General features: G+C 74.3%; 15 protein-coding genes. 11 read left to right on the forward strand and 4 right to left on the reverse strand.

Going from position 1 to position 17,038, the window contains the following annotated elements; all coding sequences use genetic code 11:
• Positions 1 to 325 precede the first annotated feature (325 nt).
• From IH80_RS0113695 to IH80_RS0113705, 3 genes are all read left to right on the forward strand, one after another.
• Positions 326 to 883: a hypothetical protein gene (locus tag IH80_RS0113695; RefSeq protein WP_030960454.1), complete on the forward strand. Its 558-nt coding sequence runs from the start codon at positions 326 to 328 to the stop codon at positions 881 to 883.
• A gap of 28 nt (positions 884 to 911) precedes the next feature.
• Complete coding sequence (locus IH80_RS0113700; protein ID WP_030960456.1) at positions 912 to 2,270, forward strand: alkaline phosphatase PhoX; 1,359 nt, start codon at positions 912 to 914, stop codon at positions 2,268 to 2,270.
• Between the two features lie 88 nt (positions 2,271 to 2,358).
• Positions 2,359 to 3,285 (forward strand): polysaccharide deacetylase family protein, encoded by a 927-nt coding sequence (locus IH80_RS0113705; RefSeq protein WP_030960458.1) that lies wholly within the window; start codon positions 2,359 to 2,361, stop codon positions 3,283 to 3,285.
• Between the two features lie 39 nt (positions 3,286 to 3,324).
• Here IH80_RS0113705 and IH80_RS0113710 read toward each other — a convergent pair whose 3' ends face one another.
• Positions 3,325 to 3,999, reverse strand: a complete 675-nt coding sequence (locus IH80_RS0113710) for an AIM24 family protein (RefSeq protein ID WP_030960459.1) — start codon at positions 3,997 to 3,999, stop codon at positions 3,325 to 3,327.
• Positions 4,000 to 4,070: 71 nt separating this feature from the next.
• Between IH80_RS0113710 and IH80_RS0113715 the strand changes: the two genes are divergently transcribed.
• The 4 genes from IH80_RS0113715 (at position 4,071) to IH80_RS0113730 (ending at position 9,186) form a co-directional block, all read left to right on the forward strand.
• On the forward strand, positions 4,071 to 4,823 hold the full coding sequence (locus tag IH80_RS0113715; protein ID WP_030960461.1) for an aminoacyl-tRNA hydrolase: 753 nt from the start codon (positions 4,071 to 4,073) through the stop codon (positions 4,821 to 4,823).
• Positions 4,824 to 4,965: 142 nt separating this feature from the next.
• Positions 4,966 to 6,363: a DUF692 domain-containing protein gene (locus tag IH80_RS0113720; RefSeq protein ID WP_030960462.1), complete on the forward strand. Its 1,398-nt coding sequence runs from the start codon at positions 4,966 to 4,968 to the stop codon at positions 6,361 to 6,363.
• Entirely contained in the window at positions 6,360 to 7,391 is a 1,032-nt protein-coding gene (locus IH80_RS0113725; protein WP_037879898.1) for a TIGR04222 domain-containing membrane protein, read from the forward strand. Before IH80_RS0113720 ends, IH80_RS0113725 begins: the two co-directional genes overlap by 4 nt.
• Positions 7,392 to 7,494: 103 nt before the next feature.
• Positions 7,495 to 9,186 (forward strand): alpha/beta hydrolase, encoded by a 1,692-nt coding sequence (locus tag IH80_RS0113730; protein WP_030960464.1) that lies wholly within the window; start codon positions 7,495 to 7,497, stop codon positions 9,184 to 9,186.
• A 113-nt stretch (positions 9,187 to 9,299) separates the two neighbouring features.
• On the opposite strand, the gene hemQ is transcribed toward IH80_RS0113730, so the two are convergent.
• Together hemQ and hemG are read right to left on the reverse strand one after the other, a co-directional pair.
• Positions 9,300 to 10,013 (reverse strand): hydrogen peroxide-dependent heme synthase, encoded by a 714-nt coding sequence (gene hemQ, locus IH80_RS0113735; RefSeq protein ID WP_030032685.1) that lies wholly within the window; start codon positions 10,011 to 10,013, stop codon positions 9,300 to 9,302.
• Between the two features lie 4 nt (positions 10,014 to 10,017).
• Complete coding sequence (hemG, locus tag IH80_RS0113740) at positions 10,018 to 11,502, reverse strand: protoporphyrinogen oxidase (RefSeq protein ID WP_051809258.1); 1,485 nt, start codon at positions 11,500 to 11,502, stop codon at positions 10,018 to 10,020.
• A gap of 154 nt (positions 11,503 to 11,656) precedes the next feature.
• On the opposite strand from hemG, the gene IH80_RS0113745 reads away from it, so the two are divergent.
• On the forward strand, positions 11,657 to 12,637 hold the full coding sequence (locus IH80_RS0113745) for a DUF4349 domain-containing protein (RefSeq protein ID WP_037879858.1): 981 nt from the start codon (positions 11,657 to 11,659) through the stop codon (positions 12,635 to 12,637).
• Positions 12,638 to 12,696: 59 nt separating this feature from the next.
• Positions 12,697 to 14,079 (forward strand): FAD-dependent oxidoreductase, encoded by a 1,383-nt coding sequence (locus tag IH80_RS0113750; RefSeq protein ID WP_030960470.1) that lies wholly within the window; start codon positions 12,697 to 12,699, stop codon positions 14,077 to 14,079.
• A 64-nt stretch (positions 14,080 to 14,143) separates the two neighbouring features.
• Here the strand turns inward: IH80_RS0113750 and hemE are convergent, their stop codons facing one another.
• The gene (gene hemE, locus IH80_RS0113755) at positions 14,144 to 15,208 is read right to left on the reverse strand and encodes a uroporphyrinogen decarboxylase (RefSeq protein ID WP_030960471.1); all 1,065 of its coding nucleotides are present in this window, start codon (positions 15,206 to 15,208) and stop codon (positions 14,144 to 14,146) included.
• Positions 15,209 to 15,299: 91 nt separating this feature from the next.
• Between hemE and IH80_RS0113760 the strand changes: the two genes are divergently transcribed.
• A complete protein-coding gene (locus IH80_RS0113760; RefSeq protein WP_030651584.1) occupies positions 15,300 to 15,956 on the forward strand; it encodes a DUF3000 domain-containing protein in 657 nt (218 codons plus the stop codon).
• Positions 15,957 to 16,220: 264 nt separating this feature from the next.
• The gene (locus tag IH80_RS0113765) at positions 16,221 to 16,883 is read left to right on the forward strand and encodes a helix-turn-helix transcriptional regulator (protein WP_007267191.1); all 663 of its coding nucleotides are present in this window, start codon (positions 16,221 to 16,223) and stop codon (positions 16,881 to 16,883) included.
• The last annotated feature ends 155 nt before the right edge of the window (positions 16,884 to 17,038 follow it).

Here is a 17,038-nt window from a genome sequence, read left to right on the forward strand (position 1 = left end):
GCCGTGGCCGTGGCCGTGGCCGTCGCAACGGCCGTCTGCGGACTCACCGGTTCCCCGTGCCGGTGCGCCGCGAAACGGCGCCGCTCCCGTTCGGGTGAGCCGCCGTAGGCCGGTGGCCTGGCCGCCGGCCTGCGGACGTCCGGCCGGCGGTCGGCCGGGGACGGCGGCTCGGCCGCCCGCCCGGCCGCCCGGTGAGCGCCCGTCGGCCGTCGGCCGATCGGCGGTCGTCCGTCCGTGCCGTGTACGGGACGGACGCGGGGCGGGTACGGGGGCCGGTGGGAAGGGCTGCTGTGCCACCAGCCAGTCCGTCACGAGGAGTCCGCGCATGGCCCGACGTCTCACCCCCGCCCTCATCGCAGCCGCCTCGCTCGCCCTGGCGGCCGTCGCCGCACCGACGGCCTCCGCCGACCACGGCCCGGCCACCGGTCGGGCCCTGGCCGACCGGGCGACCGCGTACGGCGCGACCGCCAGGTACCAGGTGCACGCCCACGCGGTGGCGGACGGCTACGTGCCGGACAAGTACTGCGTCTTTGACAGGGCGGGCCGGACCGGCGCGCTGGGCTACCCGCACTTCAACCACAAGTACGACAACTCCGTCGACCCGACGAAGCCCGCCGCGCTGTACTACGAGGACGACGGGCGCGGCGGCAAGCGCCTCGTCGGGGTGCAGTGGCTGGTCTACGACCGCGACCAGAAGCTGACCACGGACGACGACCGCCCCACCATGTTCGGCACCGCGTTCAAGGGCCCCAAGCCTGGCAACTTCCCCGGCCAGCCGGTCCACTACGCCCTGCACCTGTGGCTGTGGAAGAAGAACCCCCGCGGCCTGCACGAGACCTTCAACCCGGCGGTGGCCTGCCTCCCCGGCACCACCCGCCCCTGACGTTCCGACGTTCCCACCGGAGCCGCCGATGTCCGTCTCCCGACGCAGCCTGCTCGCCGCGGGCGCGATCGCCTTCAGCGGAGCACTGGGCTCGCTGTTCGCCGGCGGCTCCCCCGCCTCCGCCCGGGCCGCCCGGGCGGGTGGCGGGTACGGGCCTCTGCTCCCGGACCCGCGCGGGCTGCTCGACCTGCCCGCCGGGTTCGGCTACCGGGTGCTCTCGCGCGCCGGCGACCCGCTGCGCTCCGGTGAGGGGGCCGTCCCCGCCAACTGCGACGGGATGGCCGCCTTCGACGCCGGGGGCGGCCGGGTGCGGCTGGTGCGCAACCACGAGAACCGCGCCACCGCCGCCCTGCGCGTCCCCGCCGTACCGGGGCTGACCTACGACCCCGGGGCACTCGGCGGCTGCACGGCCCTGGACCTCGCCGGGGACGGGCGGGTCACCGGCGAGCGCGTCGCCCTCGCCGGCACCGCCGTCAACTGCGCGGGCGGCCGCACCCCCTGGAACACCTGGCTGAGCTGCGAGGAGACCGAGGACCGGGCCGGCACCTCCGGCTACGGCCGCGACCACGGCTACGTCTTCGAGGTGGACCCCGCCCGGCCGCGGCGCACGGGCGCCGTCCCGCTCACCGCGATGGGCCGCTTCGCGCACGAGGCCGTCGCCGTGGACCCGCACCGCGGTGTCGTCTACGAGACCGAGGACGCCTTCGTCCGGCCGTTCGGGCTGTTCTACCGGTTCCTGCCGGACCGGCCGCTCGGCGGCACCGGTTCGCTGCGGGCCGGGGGCACCCTGGAGGCCCTGCGGGTGCCGGGCCTGGCGGACCTGGCGGTGGTGGACGAGCCCGGGGCGGAGTTCCCGGTGCAATGGGTGCCCGTACCGGACCCCTCGGCCGCCGGCACCCCGATCCGGCACCAGGACTTCGGGCGGGGCGGCATCACCCACGCGCAGAAGCTGGAGGGCTGCTACTGGGGCGGCCGGGGCGTCCACTTCGTGTCCAGCTACGCCCGCACGGGCGAGGGCGCGCCCGCCGACCACCACGGACAGGTGTGGTTCTACGATCCGCGCCGCGCCCGGCTCCGGCTCGACGTGCTCTTCGGCCCGGCCGCCGACGTCCGGCTGCCCGGGGACTCCCCCGACAACATCTGCCTGGCCCCGGACGGCGGTCTGATGGTGTGCGAGGACGGCGGCGGGGCGCAGTACGTGTTCGGGGTGACGGCGGGCGGCGAGGTCTACCCGGTGGCCCGCAACGCCCAGGACGTCGGCGCCCCGGGGGCCCCGGAGTGGGGGGAGTTCGCCGGGATCACCTTCTCCCCCGACGGACGGACGATGTACGTCAACGCCTACGCCCCGGGCACGACCTTCGCCGTGACGGGCCCCTGGCGGCGCTGACCGGGGGTCTCGCGGCAGATGTGGAGTGCCGCGGACACCCACTTGTCACATAGTCATATATTTTGCGTGCGTGACCATTTCTGTGCGCATGCGCAAGGTGACGGCCGCGGCCGCACTCAGTGCCGCCCTCACCGCTTCCCTCGCGGGCTGCGGCGGCGGCTCCGGCACCACGGACGCCGGCCGCGAAGCCCGCATGGGCACGCCGCCGGCGTCCGCCCCGGCGGCGTCCGCGCCCGCGGCGTCCGCGCCCGGCTCGGCGGCCGCCTCCCCGGGCGGCCCCGCCCCGGGCGCCCCGCCGGCCGGTGCTCCCGGCAAGGTCCCGACCCTGGCACCCGGCCCCGACGGCCTGACCCCCGTCTTCGAGCGGGCGAAGCAGCACACGGACAAGACCGTGGCACTGACCTTCGACGCCGACATGACCTCCGACCAGGGGCCGCGCGCCGCGGGCGGGGAGCGCTTCGACAACCCGCAGCTGATCTCGACGCTGCGCACCCTCAAGGTGCCCTCGACGATCTTCATGACGGGCCGCTGGGCCGAGGAGTACCCGGACCAGGCCAAGGCCATCGGGACCGACCCGAACTTCGAGGTCGCGAACCACTCGTACAGCCACCACGCCTTCACGTCCCCCTGCTACGGACTGCCCGCGCTGGACGGCGCCGCCGCCCGGGCCGACGTGGACCGGGCCTTCGCCGCCTTCCGGCAGGCCGGGGCCGTCAACACCGTCCCGTACTTCCGCTTCCCCGGCGGCTGCTACGACGACCCGGCGCTGCGGGCCCTGTCCACGGCCAAGGTCACGGCGGTCCAGTGGGACGTGGTCAGCGGGGACGCCTTCGCGAAGGACCCCGACGCGGTGGCGGAACAGGTCCTCGCCGGGGTGAAACCCGGTTCGGTGGTGGTGATGCACTGCACGCGCAGCGCCGCCCCCGTCACCGAGGAGGCCATCCAGAAGATCGTCCCGGAACTGCGCAAGCGCGGCTACCGCTTCGTGAAGGTCTCCGAACTGATCGGGACGTGACGGTCGGTCGTGCCCCCTCACCCCCGCCGGTGGTGAGGTTCAGTGCGCGGCCGCCGTCTCGGTGACCTCGCTCGGGCGGACGATGACGAAGCCCTCGCCGCGCAGCATCAGCTGGACGGCCTCGCCGGAGCCGCCGCGGATCATCGAGCCGACGGACTGGGAGCGGTGCAGACCCGTCTCCAGCTGGGCGCTCCAGCCGACCACCGCGTCCGTGTCGACGTAGACGGGGGCCTGGGCGGTGACCGGGATGATGATCGGGTGTCCGTCGCAGACGACGGCGAGCTTGCCGGTGCCGGTGAAGACGCTGTTGAAGAGGCCGCCGCCGGTCATGCCGGCGCCCTTCACCATCTTGATCTCGTAGGACAGCGTCGGGTCGAAGCACAGCACGTTGCGGCCGTTGACGGTGAGGGCGTCACCGTGCTCGATGTCGATGATGAAGCAGTTGCCCGCCTGGTGGGCGAACCAGGCCTCGCCCCGGCCCCGTACGGACATCAGCGCCAGGCCCTCGCCGGTGACGGCGCGCTTGAGCATGCTGCCTATGCCCTGTCCCTTGCGCTCGAACTGCAGGTCGCCGCGGAAGGCGACCATCGACCCCTGACGGGCCAGCATCTCCCCGTTGACGTTGTACTTCACGGACTTGGCGTTCTGCAGGCTCATGCCGGGGGTCTCGGCGGCCCGCGCCAGGTTCTCGGACGCGAAAAGATCACTCTTCATGGCCCCGATCCTCGCCCGGGCCCGCCACCCGGGACATCCTCCTCAAGGCGGAACCTGGCATCCTTGGCGGGATGAGCAGCCAGCACACGAACGACACCTCCGGCGTACCCGCGGTCGGGGCCGACAGTGCCTTCCGTCGGGAGCACGCACTGCGGGACGAGGCCCCGCAGTTCGTCCTGCCGCTGGTGGTGCGCATCGAGAAGGCGGAACCGCCCGCCCGCACCGATGCCCTGGAGACCGCGGCCCGGGCCGTGCTGGTGCTGCTCACCGACGAGCGGGCACGCGGCGAGGGCGCGTGGGCGCAGGCCGTCCGGGACTGGCAGGACGCGCGGATCCGCAAGGTGGTCCGGCGGGCGCGCGGCGCGGAGTGGCGCAAGGCGGAGGCCCTGGCGGGCATCACCGTGCACGGTGACGCCGCCCAGGTCCGGGTGTTCCCGCCGGTGCCCCTCGACGGCTGGCCCAAGGAGCTGGCCAAGCTCCAGGTATCGGGTACCGACCTCGACGACCCGGAGCCGGTCCCCGCGGCCGACGGCTGCGCCCTGCCGGTGCTGTGGCTCAACCCGGACCTCGGCATGTCCGCCGGCAAGGCGATGGCCCAGGCCGGGCACGCGGCGCAGCTGGCGTGGTGGGAGCTGACGCGTGCGGAGCGGGCCGCCTGGCAGGAGTCGGGCTTCCGCCTGGCCGTACGGACGGCCGCGCGCGAGCGGTGGGCGGAGCTGAGCGGGAGCGGGCTGCCGGTGGTCCGCGACGCCGGGTTCACCGAGATCGCGCCCGGCAGCGCGACCGTCGTCGCCGACCATCCGGCGCTGCGGGCCCGGCTCTGACTTCCTCCCGGCGGCCGGGGCGGGCCCGCGCCGGCCGCCGGGAACCTCAAATGTTGCTCTGAACGTCCCCTCGTGCGGATTGGCGCGACTGCGTCGGGGCCATGACATCCGCACACGGTAGGACGAGAGGGGGCGGGGGGACATGAAGCCCATGGCACACCTGGGGGTGGGCATCGGCTGGCGGCCGGAGATCGCGGACGCGGTCGAGCGGCTGGACGGCCTGGACTGGGTCGAGGTGGTGGCCGAGAACGTCTGCCCGGGCCACCTGCCCGAGGCGCTCGGGCGGCTGCGGGAGCGCGGCACGCGCATCGTGCCGCACGGGGTCTCGCTCGGCCTCGGCGGCGCCGACCGTCCGGATCCGGAGAAGCTGGCGGCGCTCGGGGAGCGGGCGGTGGCGCTGGGGGCACCGCTCGTCACCGAGCACATCGCCTTCGTACGGACGTCCTCGCCGCTGCTGGAGGCCGGGCACCTGCTGCCCGTGCCGCGCACCCGCGACGCGCTGGACGTGCTGTGCGAGAACGTGCGGATCGCGCAGGACGCGCTGCCGGTGCCGTTGGCGCTGGAGAACATCGCCGCGCTGTTCTCGTGGCCCGGCGAGGAGATGACGGAAGGGCAGTTCCTCACGGAACTGGTCGAGCGGACCGGGGTCCGGCTGCTCATCGACGTGGCCAACCTGCACACCAACCGCGTCAACCGGGGCGAGGACCCGGCCGCCGTCCTGGACGCGATCCCCCTGGAGGCGCTGGCGTACGTGCACGTGGCGGGCGGCGTCGAACGCGGCGGCGTCTGGCACGACACCCATGCGCACCCCGTGCCGCCGGTGGTGCTCGACCTGCTGGCCGAACTGCGTTCCCGGGTGGCACCGGCGGGTGTCCTGCTGGAGCGGGACGACGACTTCCCGCCCGAGGCGGAACTCGCGGGCGAACTGACCGCGATCCGCGAGGTGCTGACGGCCACGCCCCGCGCCCTGCCGGCAGCGGCCGGCCGGCCCGCTGTGCGCGCGGCGGCGACGACCGATCCGGTGAGCGAGCCCGAGGCCGGGGCGAAGGCCGTGGACGAGGCCGGGGCGGAAGCCGTGCACGAGGCCGGGGCGAAGGCCATGGACGAGGCCGGGGCGGAAGCCGTTCACCAGGCGGCTCGGACGCGGGTGGGCCTCGGGCAGGCCGCATTGTTGTCCGCGCTGGTGGCCGGGACGCCGGTGCCCGAGGGCTTCGACCGCGCGCGCATCCGGGTGCAGGTGCGGGCCCTGGCCGCCAAGCGGGCCGACGTCGTCGCGAAGGTGGCTCCGGAGCTGCCCGGGATCCTCGGCGGCCGTGCGCCGTACCGGGAGGCCTTCCTCGCCTACGCGAAGGGCCGCCCGATGACCGCCGGATACCGCAGGGACGCGCTGGACTTCGCCGAGCACCTGCTGATCCAGGACCTGCCGGCCGACCCGGCCGCACGACGCCGGCTCACCGCCTGGTGGCGGGAGCGGGCGGGGGCCAGGCCACCGCGACGCATCGTGCGCTGGGCCCGGGCGCTCGCGGGGAGGGCGGCATGAACGTCCTCGCCGTCGCGATCTGGATCGCCGTCGTCGTCTCCTCCGTCCTGCTCGTGCGCGGGCTGCGCCGGGCCCGGCCCGTCCCGGCGGCCCCGGCGGCCGGCCTCCACGACCTGTCCGAGGCCGCGTTCGTGGTGGGCGGGCCCGCCACCGTCGTGGACACCGCGCTCGTCACGATGCTCGGGGACGGCCGCCTGGTCGTCGGCGGTCCCGGCATCGTCCAGGTACGCCCCGGGGCGCGGGCCGGCGACCCCGCCGAACGCGCCGTGCTCCAGGCCCACGCCGGAGCTCCCTCGGGCTGGCTCTACCAGGTCCGGTACGCCGCCATGTGCGACCCGGCCGTCCAGGAGATCGGGGATGCCCTGGCCGCCCGCGGCCTGATCGCCCCGCCCGGCACCGGCCGGACCTGGCGCCGCTGGGGGCTGGTCCAGGCCGTCGTGTGCGGGGTGTGGCTGGTGGCTTCGATCCCGTTGACCGTCGTGGAGTTCGCCCTCGATTCCGACCCCGGCGTGCCGTTCGTCGTGACGGTGGCGCCCGCCCTGTTCGCGGGCCTCGTCCTCGGCCTGTTCTGCAGGGCCCGGGCCGGGAACCGGGTCACCCCGGCGGGGCTCCGCGCCCTGCTCGCCCTGCGGTCGGCGTACGTGAACGACCACGGCCCGCACGTGCAGACCGCGCTGTTCGGGCTGCGCGGCCTGCGCGACCCGTTCCTGCGCCAGCAGTTGGTGCCCGCCGCGCGCGGCACCCGGCTGGCGGCGGCCCAGTCGGGGGCGCGCCCCCACCGCACGCACTCGTCGTCCTCCGGCTCCTCGGCCGAGCTGCTGCCGGTGCTGTGGTGCGCGACGAGCGACGGGGGCGGCGGTTCGGGCTGCGGCTCCGGTTCCGGCTGCGGGTCCTCCGGCAGCAGTTGCGGGGGCGGCAGCGGTTCGAGCTGCGGCAGCTCCTCCGGTTCCGGCTGTTCCGGTTCGAGCGGCTCCAGCTGTTCCAGTTCGAGCAGTTCCAGCTGCTCCAGCAGTTCCAGCAGTTCCTGATACGGCCTATCGGGGTCACGGCCGCCGACACCGGCCGGTGATCCTTTACAAGTGCGGCGCCCCGGCCTCTCATCGGTTCATCGGATGAGAGGCAGGGGCCACCATGCGCACGAGAACCGCACGCCACGGAGCCGCCGTGGCCGCGCTCCTCCTCACGTTGGGCACGCCCGACGTCGCGGCCGCACCCGCCCCGCCGCCCCCGGATGCCAGTACCCCCGGTACCGCCAGTACCCCTGGTACCGCCGACGCCGAGAGCGCAGGTGCCGCGCTCGTCGCCCGCCGTGCCGCCCTCGCGGCCGCCTCCCGGGGCGGCGGCGCCGCCGGCCTCGACTTCCGTGCCTGTCCCGCCGTCGAGGACCTGCCGTCCCATGTCCGATGCGCCACCCTGCGCGTACCGCTCGACTACGCCCGTCCCGACGGCCCGCAGATCTCCCTCACCGTCAGCCGGGCCGCCGCCACCGGAGCCCACGGCGCCGCCCGCCAGGGCGCGCTCGTCCAGAATCCCGGCGGCCCCGGGGCGTCCGGGATGTACTTCCCGCTCGTCGCCGATCTCCCCGGCTGGGAGCGGATCGCCGCCGCCTACGACTTCGTCGGTTACGCCCCGCGCGGTGTCGGGCGCTCGGCCCCGCTGTCCTGCCAGGACCCGGCGGCCCGCGCGAAGGCTCCCGTCCAGGAGCCCGTCCACCCCTCCCCCGCGTACAAGATGCAGCGCCTCGCGCAGGCCCGGGCGTACGCCCGCGGCTGCGCGCGCCGGGCCGGCCCTGCCCTGCCGTACTACACCACCGCGAACAACGCCCGTGACCTGCACGTGCTGCGTGCCGCGCTCGGTGAGGAGAAGCTGACCTTCATGGGCGCCTCGTACGGCACCTACCTCGGTGCCGTCTACGCCACCCTGTACCCGCGCCACGTCCGCCGGATGGTCCTCGACTCGGCGGTCGATCCCGATCCGCGCCGCGTCTGGTACCGCAACAACCTCGACCAGGCACGGGGGTTCGAGGGACGCTGGCGCGACTTCCGCGCCTGGGTGGCCCGCCACCACGCCGTGTACGGGCTCGGCACCACCCCGGAGGCCGTGCAGGCCGGCTACGAGCGGGTCCGGGACGCGGTGGCCGGCACCCCCGCGGGCGGGACCGTCGGGACCGGCGAGTTGCGGGCCGCCTACCTGCAGGCCGCGTACTACGACGACGTCTGGCCGGACCGGGCGGCGGCCCTGGCCGCCTTCCTGCGCGGTGATCCCTCGGTGCTGGCCGCCCAGGCGGCGCCCGACCCGGCGGCGGCGGCCGAGGCCGAGAACGCGACGGCCGTCTACACGGCGGTCCTCTGCAACGACGCCCCCTGGCCCGCGGACTGGGAGACCTGGGACCGCGACCACACCGAACTGGCCCGCACCGCCCCCTTCGAGACCTGGGCCAACGCCTTCCTCAACCTGCCGTGCGCCTCCTGGCCGGTCCGGGCGGGCCGGACGCCGGTGGCGGTCGGGGCCCAGCCGGAGCGGCTGCCGAGGACGCTGGTGGTCGCGGCTGAGCGCGACGGCGCGACCCCGTACGCGGGTGCGCCGGAACTCCAGCGGCGACTCGGCGCCGGGGCTTCGCTGGTGACGGAGACGGGGGCCGGCTCCCACGGCGTGGCCGGTGGACGCAACGGCTGCGTGGACCGGCACGTGGAGCGCTATCTGCTGACGGGCACCACCCCGGGGTGGCGCGTCCGTTGTGCGCCGCATCCGGAGCCCGCACCGGTGTCGCTGGACGACCGGGCGGCGGGTGCCCGCAGGGCACTGCTGCCGCCTGTCGTCTGAACTTCCGGGCGGGATCTCCGGCTGCGTCGTTTCGGGGGCTGTGCCTCCCGATCCACCGGAGGCACTCACCTGACGGTGTGGTCGTCCTCCGGTCCTTCCCCCCAGGGGAGGTATCAGGCGAGCCCGGCCACCAGGTCGGCGACGGACTTGCGGCGCCCGGTGTAGAAGGGCACCTCTTCACGGACGTGCATGCGGGCCTCGGAGGCACGCAGGTGACGCATGAGGTCGACGATGCGGTACAGCTCGTCGGCCTCGAAGGCCAGCAGCCACTCGTAGTCGCCCAGGGAGAAGGAGGCGACGGTGTTGGCGCGCACGTCCGGGTAGCCGCGGGCCATCTTGCCGTGGTCGGCGAGCATGCGGCGACGGTCCTCGTCGGGCAGCAGGTACCAGTCGTAGCTGCGGACGAAGGGGTACACGCTGACGTAGTCGCGGGCGACCTCGTCGGCCAGGAAGGCCGGGATGTGCGACTTGTTGAACTCGGCCGGGCGGTGCAGGGCCATGTTCGACCACACCGGCTCCATCGCGCGGCCCAGCTTGGTACGGCGGAACAGGTTGTACGCGGTCTGCAGCTCGTCCGCGGTCTCCGCGTGCCACCAGATCATGATGTCGGCGTCGGCGCGCAGGCCGGAGACGTCATAGGTGCCGCGGACGGTGATGTCCTTGGCGGCCAGCTGGTCGAACAGCTCCTGGACCTCGTCGGCGAAACCGGCGCGGTCCTCCGGCAGGACGTCCTTCAGCTTGAAGACGGACCACAGGGTGTAGCGGATGACCTCGTTGAGGTCCTTCGCCTTCTTCCCCGCGTTGGGAATCTTCTCTGGTGCAGTCATGTGCCTATTGTCCCGTGCGCTGATCAGTGGTCGGAGCCAGGGGTGCCGTACGCGCACCGAGCGCGGCGATCACCGCGTCCGCGGCGCGGCCGGCGCTCGCGATGCAGGCCGGAATGCCCACTCCGTCGTAGAGCGCACCGCACACGGCGAGGCCGGGGAGGGCCTCGACGGCGCGGCGGATCCGGGCGACCCGGCCGAGGTGGCCGACGGGGTACTGGGGCAGTCCGCCGTCCCAGCGGGTGACGGTGGAGGCGACGGGACGGGCCGTCAGGCCCACGGCCTCGCCGAGGTCGGCGAGGGACACCTCGACGAGGTCGCCGTCCTCGCGCTCCAGGTCGCGCTCGTCGGCGTAGCGGCCCACGGAGGTGCGCAGGAGGAACAGGTCCGGGTCGGTGCCGGCCCAGGCCCACTTGTTGCTGGAGAAGGTGGACGCCTTGATGGTCCGGCCGTCGACGGGCGGGACGAGGAAGCCGCTGGCGTCGCCGCCGGAGACGGCCGCGGGCAGGTCGCCGCGCCGGAAGGCCATGGTGACCAGCGCCATCGAGGCGTACTCGACCTGGTCCAGCTCGGCCGAGGCCGCCGGTGCGAGGGTGTCCAGCAGCCGGGCGGCCGGCCCGGCCGGGACGGCCAGGACGACGCCGTCGGCCTCGACGCTCTCCGCGGCGGCCACGACCCGCCAGCCTTCAGCCGTACGAAGGACCTCGCGCACGGGGGCGCCGGTGACGATCCGCGCGCCGGCCGCGCGGCAGGCCTCGGCCACGGCGAGCGGGAGGCGTCCGATGCCGCCGTCGATGCCGGCGAACACCGGGCCGGCCTGCTGGGGCAGGCTCTGGGCCCTGCGCTGCAGTTCGCGCACGCCGTCGCCCAAGAGGGCGTGGGTGCGGGCGACCTCGAACAGCTGGGGCACCGCGGCCCGCATCGAGATGCGGTAGGCGTCGCCCGCGTAGACCCCGCCGAGCAGCGGTTCCACCAGCCGGTCGACGACCTCGCGGCCGAGGCGGGCGGCCACGTACTCCCCGACGGCGACGTCCTCGCCGATCTCGGCGGGCGGCAGCGTCCGCTCGGCCTCGATGCGGGCCAGGCCCTCGGCGGAGAGGATCCCGGAGGCGGCGAGCGGCCCGAGGTCTCCGGGGACGCCCATGACGTGGCCGCGCGGCATCGGCCGCAGCGCGCCCCGGGTCCACAGGTGGGCGGTGGCGGTGGCGGGCGGCTGCACGGCGTCGGCCAGGCCCACGGCCTCGGCGAGGGCCACGGCCTCGGGGCGGCGGGCGAGCATGGACTCGGCGCCGAGGTCGACGGGGGCTCCGGCGAGTTCGCCGGAGTACAGCTTGCCGCCGAGCCTCGGACCGGCCTCCAGCAGCGTGACGCGGGCGCCCTCGGCGAGCAGCCGGTGGGCCGCCGCGAGGCCCGCGATGCCGCCGCCGATGACGACGACGTGGCCCGGGGAGCCGGCGGGCCGGGTGGGGCTCCCCGGCCGATCCGTACGCATGTCCGCTTCCTGCATGGACACATCGTCTCAGATCGATCACCGAGGCCGGACCGTGACCGCATCGGAACCGGCCCGGAACCGCGCGTGCGAAACCCGCGACGGGACCTTGTACGTCGAAACGGCAACACCAGCCGATCACCGGGGGTTCACAGCCATGCGCAGCATCAGCAGACACCGTTCCGCGGCGGCCCTGGCCGCCCTCTCCCTCACCGGGGTGCTCGCGCTCACCGGCTGCGGGGCGGGCGAGCAGGTTTCCGCGAGCGACAAGGCGGCGGCCGCGCCGCCCGCGGCCGACGGGAAGGCCGGGGAGGGTGCGGCGGGGGCCGCGGCTGCCCCGGCCCCGGCGGGGTCGTCCGGCGCGAAGGACGGGGCGCCGGTCGCGGTCCGGCCGAACGTCATCCGTACGGCGACGCTCGGCATCGAGACGACGGACGTCCAGAAGACCCTGGCGGCGGCGCGCACCGCGGCCGACGGCGCGGGCGGCTACGTCGGCAACGAGTCGACCAAGCGCGGCGAGAACGGCCGGATGACCTCGACGGTGACCCTGCGGGTGCCCGGCGAGCGCTACGACTCCGTGTTGGCCGCCATGGAGGGCAGCGGGAGGCTGTTGCACCGCAAGGTCGACGCGCAGGACGTCACCGAGAAGGTCGCCGACATAGGCAGCCGGGTCTCCTCGCAGCAGGCCAGCGTGGCGCGGGTGCGGGAGATGATGGGCAAGGCCTCGGCGCTGAGCGAGGTGGTGATGCTGGAGGGCGAGCTGAGCCGGCGCCAGTCCGACCTGGAGTCGCTGCTGGCGCAGCAGACGGCGCTGAAGGACCGGACGTCGATGGGCACGATCACGCTGGAGGTCTCCGAGCCGGCCCCGGCGGAGGAGAAGGAGCAGGAGCAGGAGCCCACCTTCCTCGGTGCGCTGAGCGGCGGCTGGGACGTCTTCACGAAGATCCTCCGCTACCTGATGGTGGCTGTGGGCGCGCTGCTGCCGTTCCTGCTGGCGGCCTCGGTGGTGGCGCTGCTGGTCCGTGCGTACCGGCGGTGGCGGCCGGCGCGGCCGAAGACGGACCCGGCACCGAAGCGGGCGGGGGTCCCCGCGCAGCGGGCGGCGGCTCCGGACACCGAGGCCGACGTGCAGGACTGAACGCGCGTTCGCCCGTAGCGTGTTCACCATTCGACGTAGGTGAAGGGGCGGTACGGGCGATGGCGACGGAACGACTGGTGGTGGTCGGGGGCGACGCGGCGGGGATGTCCGCCGCGTCGCAGGCCCGCAGGCTGAGGGGGGCGCGGGAGCTGGAGATCGTCGCCTTCGAGCGCGGCCGTTTCACCTCCTACTCGGCGTGCGGCATCCCGTACTGGGTCGGCGGGCTGGTCGCCGGGCGCGACGAGCTGATCGCCCGCACTCCCGAGGAGCACCGCGCGCGGGACATCGACCTGCGCACCCGCACGGAGGTGGTGGAGCTCGACCTGCCCGGGTCCCGGGTCCGCGCCCGCGATCTGGACGGCGGGTCGGAAGCCTGGACGCACTACGACAAGCTCGTCCTGGCCACGGGCGCCCGGCCGGTGCGTCCGCGCCTGCCCGGCATCGGCGCGCACGGGGTGCACGGCATCCAGACCCTGGACGACGGCCAGCGACTGATGGACGCGCTGGAGCGCACGCGGGGCCGGCGGGCGGTCGTGGTCGGCGCGGGCTACATCGGCGTGGAGATGGCCGAGGCCCTGGTCCTGCGGGGCTACGAGGTGACCGTCCTGCACCGTGGCGAGCAGCCGATGTCCACGCTGGATCCCGACATGGGCGGTCTGGTGCACGGCGCGATGAACCGGATGGGGATCGTCACCGTCTCGCGCGCCGAGGTGACGAAGATCCTCACCGACGAGGAGGGCCGGGCCCGCGCGGTGGCCACGGCGAGCGGCGAGGAGTACCCGGCGGACGTGGTCGTGCTCGGAATCGGCGTGGAACCGCGCACCGCACTGGCCCGCGCCGCCGGCCTTCCGCTCGGCCCCTCGGGCGGGATCCTGACGGACCTGTCGATGCGGGTCCGGGGCCACGACGACGTATGGGCCGGCGGCGACTGCGTGGAGGTCCTCGACCTGGTCGCGGGCCGGACCCGGCACATCCCGCTGGGCACCCACGCCAACAAGCACGGGCAGGTCATCGGCTCGGGCGTGGGCGGCGGCTACGCGACCTTCCCCGGGGTGGTCGGCACGGCCGTCAGCAAGGTCTGCGACCTGGAGATCGCCCGTACGGGGCTGCGCGAGCGCGACGCGCTGGAGGCGGGCCTGCGCTTCGTGACGGCCACCATCACCTCCACCAACACGGCGGGCTACTACCCGGGCGCGGTGGAGATGACGGTGAAGATGCTGGCGGAGCGCCGTACGGGCCGGCTCCTCGGTGTGCAGATCGTCGGCGGTGCCGGTTCCGCGAAGCGGGTGGACATCGCGGCGGTGGCCCTCACGGCGGGCATGACGGTGGACCAGATCGTCTCGCTCGACCTGGGCTACGCCCCGCCGTTCTCCCCGGTCTGGGACCCGGTCCTGGTGGCGGCCCGCAAAGCGGTCTCCGCGGTCCGCGCGGCAGGCGTCTGAGCGCTGCTGCGCGCCGTGCGGTGCACGGCGCGCAGCAGCGCTCGCGGTCGGTGTGCCCCGGGTGTCAGCGGGCCGTCTTGGTGTGGACGTAGTCCACCAGGCGGGTCAGCGCCTCGGGGTCGGTCGTCGGGAGGACGCCGTGGCCCAGGTTGAAGACGTGGCCCTCCAGGCCGGCGGCCGCCGCGAGGACCTCGTCCGTCCTGGCCTCCACCGCCTCCGTGGTGGAGAAGAGCACGGCCGGGTCCAGGTTGCCCTGGAGGGCCTTGCCGGGGCCGACACGGCGGGCCGCCTCGTCGAGCGCGACGCGGTAGTCGACGCCCACGACGTCGGCGCCGGCCTCGCCCATCAGGCCGAGGAGCTCGCCCGTGCCCACGCCGAAGTGGATGCGCGGGACCCCGTAGGAGGCGACGGACTGCAGGACCTTCGCCGAGGCCGGCATGACGGAGCGGCGGTAGTCCGCCGGGGCGAGCGCGCCGACCCAGGAGTCGAAGAGCTGCACCGCGGAGGCGCCGGCCTCGATCTGGACCTTCAGGAAGGCGGAGGTGATCTCCGCGAGGCGGTCGAGCAGGTCGGCCCAGAGCTGCGGGTCCCCGTACATGAGGGCCTTGGTGTGCTCGTGGTTCTTCGACGGGCCGCCCTCGACGAGGTAGCTCGCGAGGGTGAAAGGTGCGCCCGCGAAACCGATCAACGGCGTGGAGCCGAGTTCACCCGTGAGCATGCCGATCGCCTCGGTGACGTACGAGACGTCCTCAGGGGTGAGGTCGCGCAGCTGTGCGAGGTCCTCGCGGCGGCGGATCGGCTGGGCGACGACGGGGCCCACGCCCGGCTTGATGTCCAGGTCGACGCCGATGGCCTTGAGCGGGACCACGATGTCGGAGAAGAAGATCGCCGCGTCGACGTTGTGGCGCCGCACCGGCTGCATGGTGATCTCGGTGACCAGGTCGGGCCGCATGCAGGACTCCAGCATCGCGGTGCCCTCGCGGACCTTGCGGTACTCGGGGAGGGAGCGCCCGGCCTGCCGCATGAACCACACCGGCGTGTGCGGCACCGGCTCCCGCCGGCACGCCTTCAGGAAGGCGGAATCGTACGTCTGGCTCGGCTGGCCCTTGGGGCTGTCGTTGGCGCTCACGACCCAAATCTTCGCACGTATGAAGAAGTGCCCGGCCCGGCGCGGGTGTCCCTGCGCCGTACGGCCGCACATACCGCCTAGTCTTCCCCGCATGGCTGCGGCTCAGGGACGATTTTCAGATGGCGCCGACGGTACGGACAGTGCGAAGGAGAGCTCCGTCCCACTCCCGTTCCGCCGGGCGGTCGAAGGCTTGAAGAAGGCCCGGCTGCGTCCGGGGGTCGAGATCGATCCGACGAAGCCGCCCCAGCGGCTGGCCCCGTACGCCTACGCGCTGGAGGCCGCGGTGGTGGACGGGGAGGACGACCTGGCCGACGGCCGGCTCATCCTGCTCCACGATCCGGCCGGGCACGACGCCTGGCACGGGACCTTCCGGCTGGTGACGCTCGTACGGGCGGAGCTGGAGCCCGAGATGGCCGCCGACCCGCTGCTGCCCGAGGTGTGCTGGTCCTGGCTGACGGGGGCCCTGGAGGCACGCGGGCTGGCCTACGGCGAGGCGAGCGGGACGGTGACCATGGCGAGCTCGCACTACTTCGGCGGGCTCGCGGAGCGGCGACCCGCGACGCAGATCGAGATCAGGGCCTCGTGGACGCCGCGCGAGGGCGTGGGCGGGGTCCCGGACACCCCCGCGCACCTGTCGGCGTGGTGCGAACTGATCTGCCAGATCGCGGGGCTGCCGCCGGTGGGTCCGACCGACACGGCGACGGGCGTGGTCTCCCTGCCACAGCGCCGCGGTCCGCACCACCCGTAGGCACGGGGCCGTACGGCCGCCCCGGGAGGGGGACCTCCCGGCCGCGGCCGGGGGCGGAGTGTCACAACGCGGCCTCCGTTGTGGGCTTCTGATCACCCGATGATCGATCGTGCGTCCGAATTGCCCGAATTGTTACTCACCAAATCGTGATCATTCCCTAAAGCCGGGCGGGTGACGTGCCGAAGGAGTCAGTGACCATCCGCACGGTTCGCACCGGCTTCCTTCCCCGAGCCGGCCGTCCCGCCACTCCCCCAGGAGGCCTAGGTGTCCGTTCTTCTCGAGCAGCCCGCAAGCCTGGTCGCCTACCGCCCGAACAAGCCGACGGCCATGGTCGTCGTGGCCGACCCGCGCGTGCGTTCCACCGTGACCCGCCATCTGTGGGCCCTCGGAGTCCGTGACGTGATCGAGGCGTCGTCCATCGCGGAGGCCCGCCCCCGCGTCGGCAGCCCGCGCGACATCTGCGTGGCCGACGTACACCTGCCCGACGGTTCCGGTCTCACCCTGCTCTCCGAGACCCGTGCCGCAGGCTGGCCGAACGGCCTGGCCCTGTCCGCCGCCGACGACATCGGCGCCGTCCGCAACGCCCTCGCGGGCGGGGTGAAGGGCTACGTCGTCACCGGTACGCGCACCAACATCGGGCTCCCCACCCGGCCCGGCGCCGCCCCCATCGGTGCCGCCGCCGCCCGCATGCACCGCCGCCCCCCGGGTGCCCCGAGCCACCCGGGCGGCTACCGCGAGCTCTCCGGCCGCGAGGTCGAGGTCCTGCGCCTCGTCGCGGAGGGCCAGTCCAACAAGGCCATCGGCGTCTCGATGGGCCTGTCCGCCCTGACCGTCAAGTCCCACCTGGCCCGTATCGCCCGCAAGCTGGGCACCGGTGACCGCGCGGGAATGGTCGCCGTGGCGCTGCGCACCGGGATCATCCACTGAGCGCGGGCCGGAGCGCCCGGATAGGCGTCCGGCATGCCCGGACAGGGGCCGGGACGGAGCCCCGGGCAAACGTCCGGGGCACCCCCGGAAAACACCCCGCGTATTGATCGCGCCCGTCGACGGAACGTTCCGGCGACGGGTGCGTCGTATACACG

This window comes from Streptomyces sp. NRRL S-378 (assembly GCF_000720645.1).
Classification (GTDB): Bacteria; Actinomycetota; Actinomycetes; order Streptomycetales; family Streptomycetaceae; genus Streptomyces.

Coding starts and splice junctions, on each gene's coding strand:
- IH80_RS0113695 (WP_030960454.1), top strand. CDS start 326: ATGGCCCGACGTCTCACCCCCGCCCTCATCGCAGCCGCCTCGCTCGCC.
- IH80_RS0113720 (WP_030960462.1), top strand. CDS start 4,966: ATGAAGCCCATGGCACACCTGGGGGTGGGCATCGGCTGGCGGCCGGAG.
- IH80_RS0113700 (WP_030960456.1), top strand. CDS start 912: ATGTCCGTCTCCCGACGCAGCCTGCTCGCCGCGGGCGCGATCGCCTTC.
- IH80_RS0113760 (WP_030651584.1), top strand. CDS start 15,300: ATGGCTGCGGCTCAGGGACGATTTTCAGATGGCGCCGACGGTACGGAC.
- hemQ (WP_030032685.1), bottom strand. CDS start 10,013: ATGACTGCACCAGAGAAGATTCCCAACGCGGGGAAGAAGGCGAAGGAC.
- hemG (WP_051809258.1), bottom strand. CDS start 11,502: ATGCGTACGGATCGGCCGGGGAGCCCCACCCGGCCCGCCGGCTCCCCG.
- IH80_RS0113705 (WP_030960458.1), top strand. CDS start 2,359: ATGCGCAAGGTGACGGCCGCGGCCGCACTCAGTGCCGCCCTCACCGCT.
- IH80_RS0113730 (WP_030960464.1), top strand. CDS start 7,495: ATGCGCACGAGAACCGCACGCCACGGAGCCGCCGTGGCCGCGCTCCTC.
- IH80_RS0113710 (WP_030960459.1), bottom strand. CDS start 3,999: ATGAAGAGTGATCTTTTCGCGTCCGAGAACCTGGCGCGGGCCGCCGAG.
- IH80_RS0113725 (WP_037879898.1), top strand. CDS start 6,360: ATGAACGTCCTCGCCGTCGCGATCTGGATCGCCGTCGTCGTCTCCTCC.
- IH80_RS0113750 (WP_030960470.1), top strand. CDS start 12,697: ATGGCGACGGAACGACTGGTGGTGGTCGGGGGCGACGCGGCGGGGATG.
- IH80_RS0113745 (WP_037879858.1), top strand. CDS start 11,657: ATGCGCAGCATCAGCAGACACCGTTCCGCGGCGGCCCTGGCCGCCCTC.
- IH80_RS0113715 (WP_030960461.1), top strand. CDS start 4,071: ATGAGCAGCCAGCACACGAACGACACCTCCGGCGTACCCGCGGTCGGG.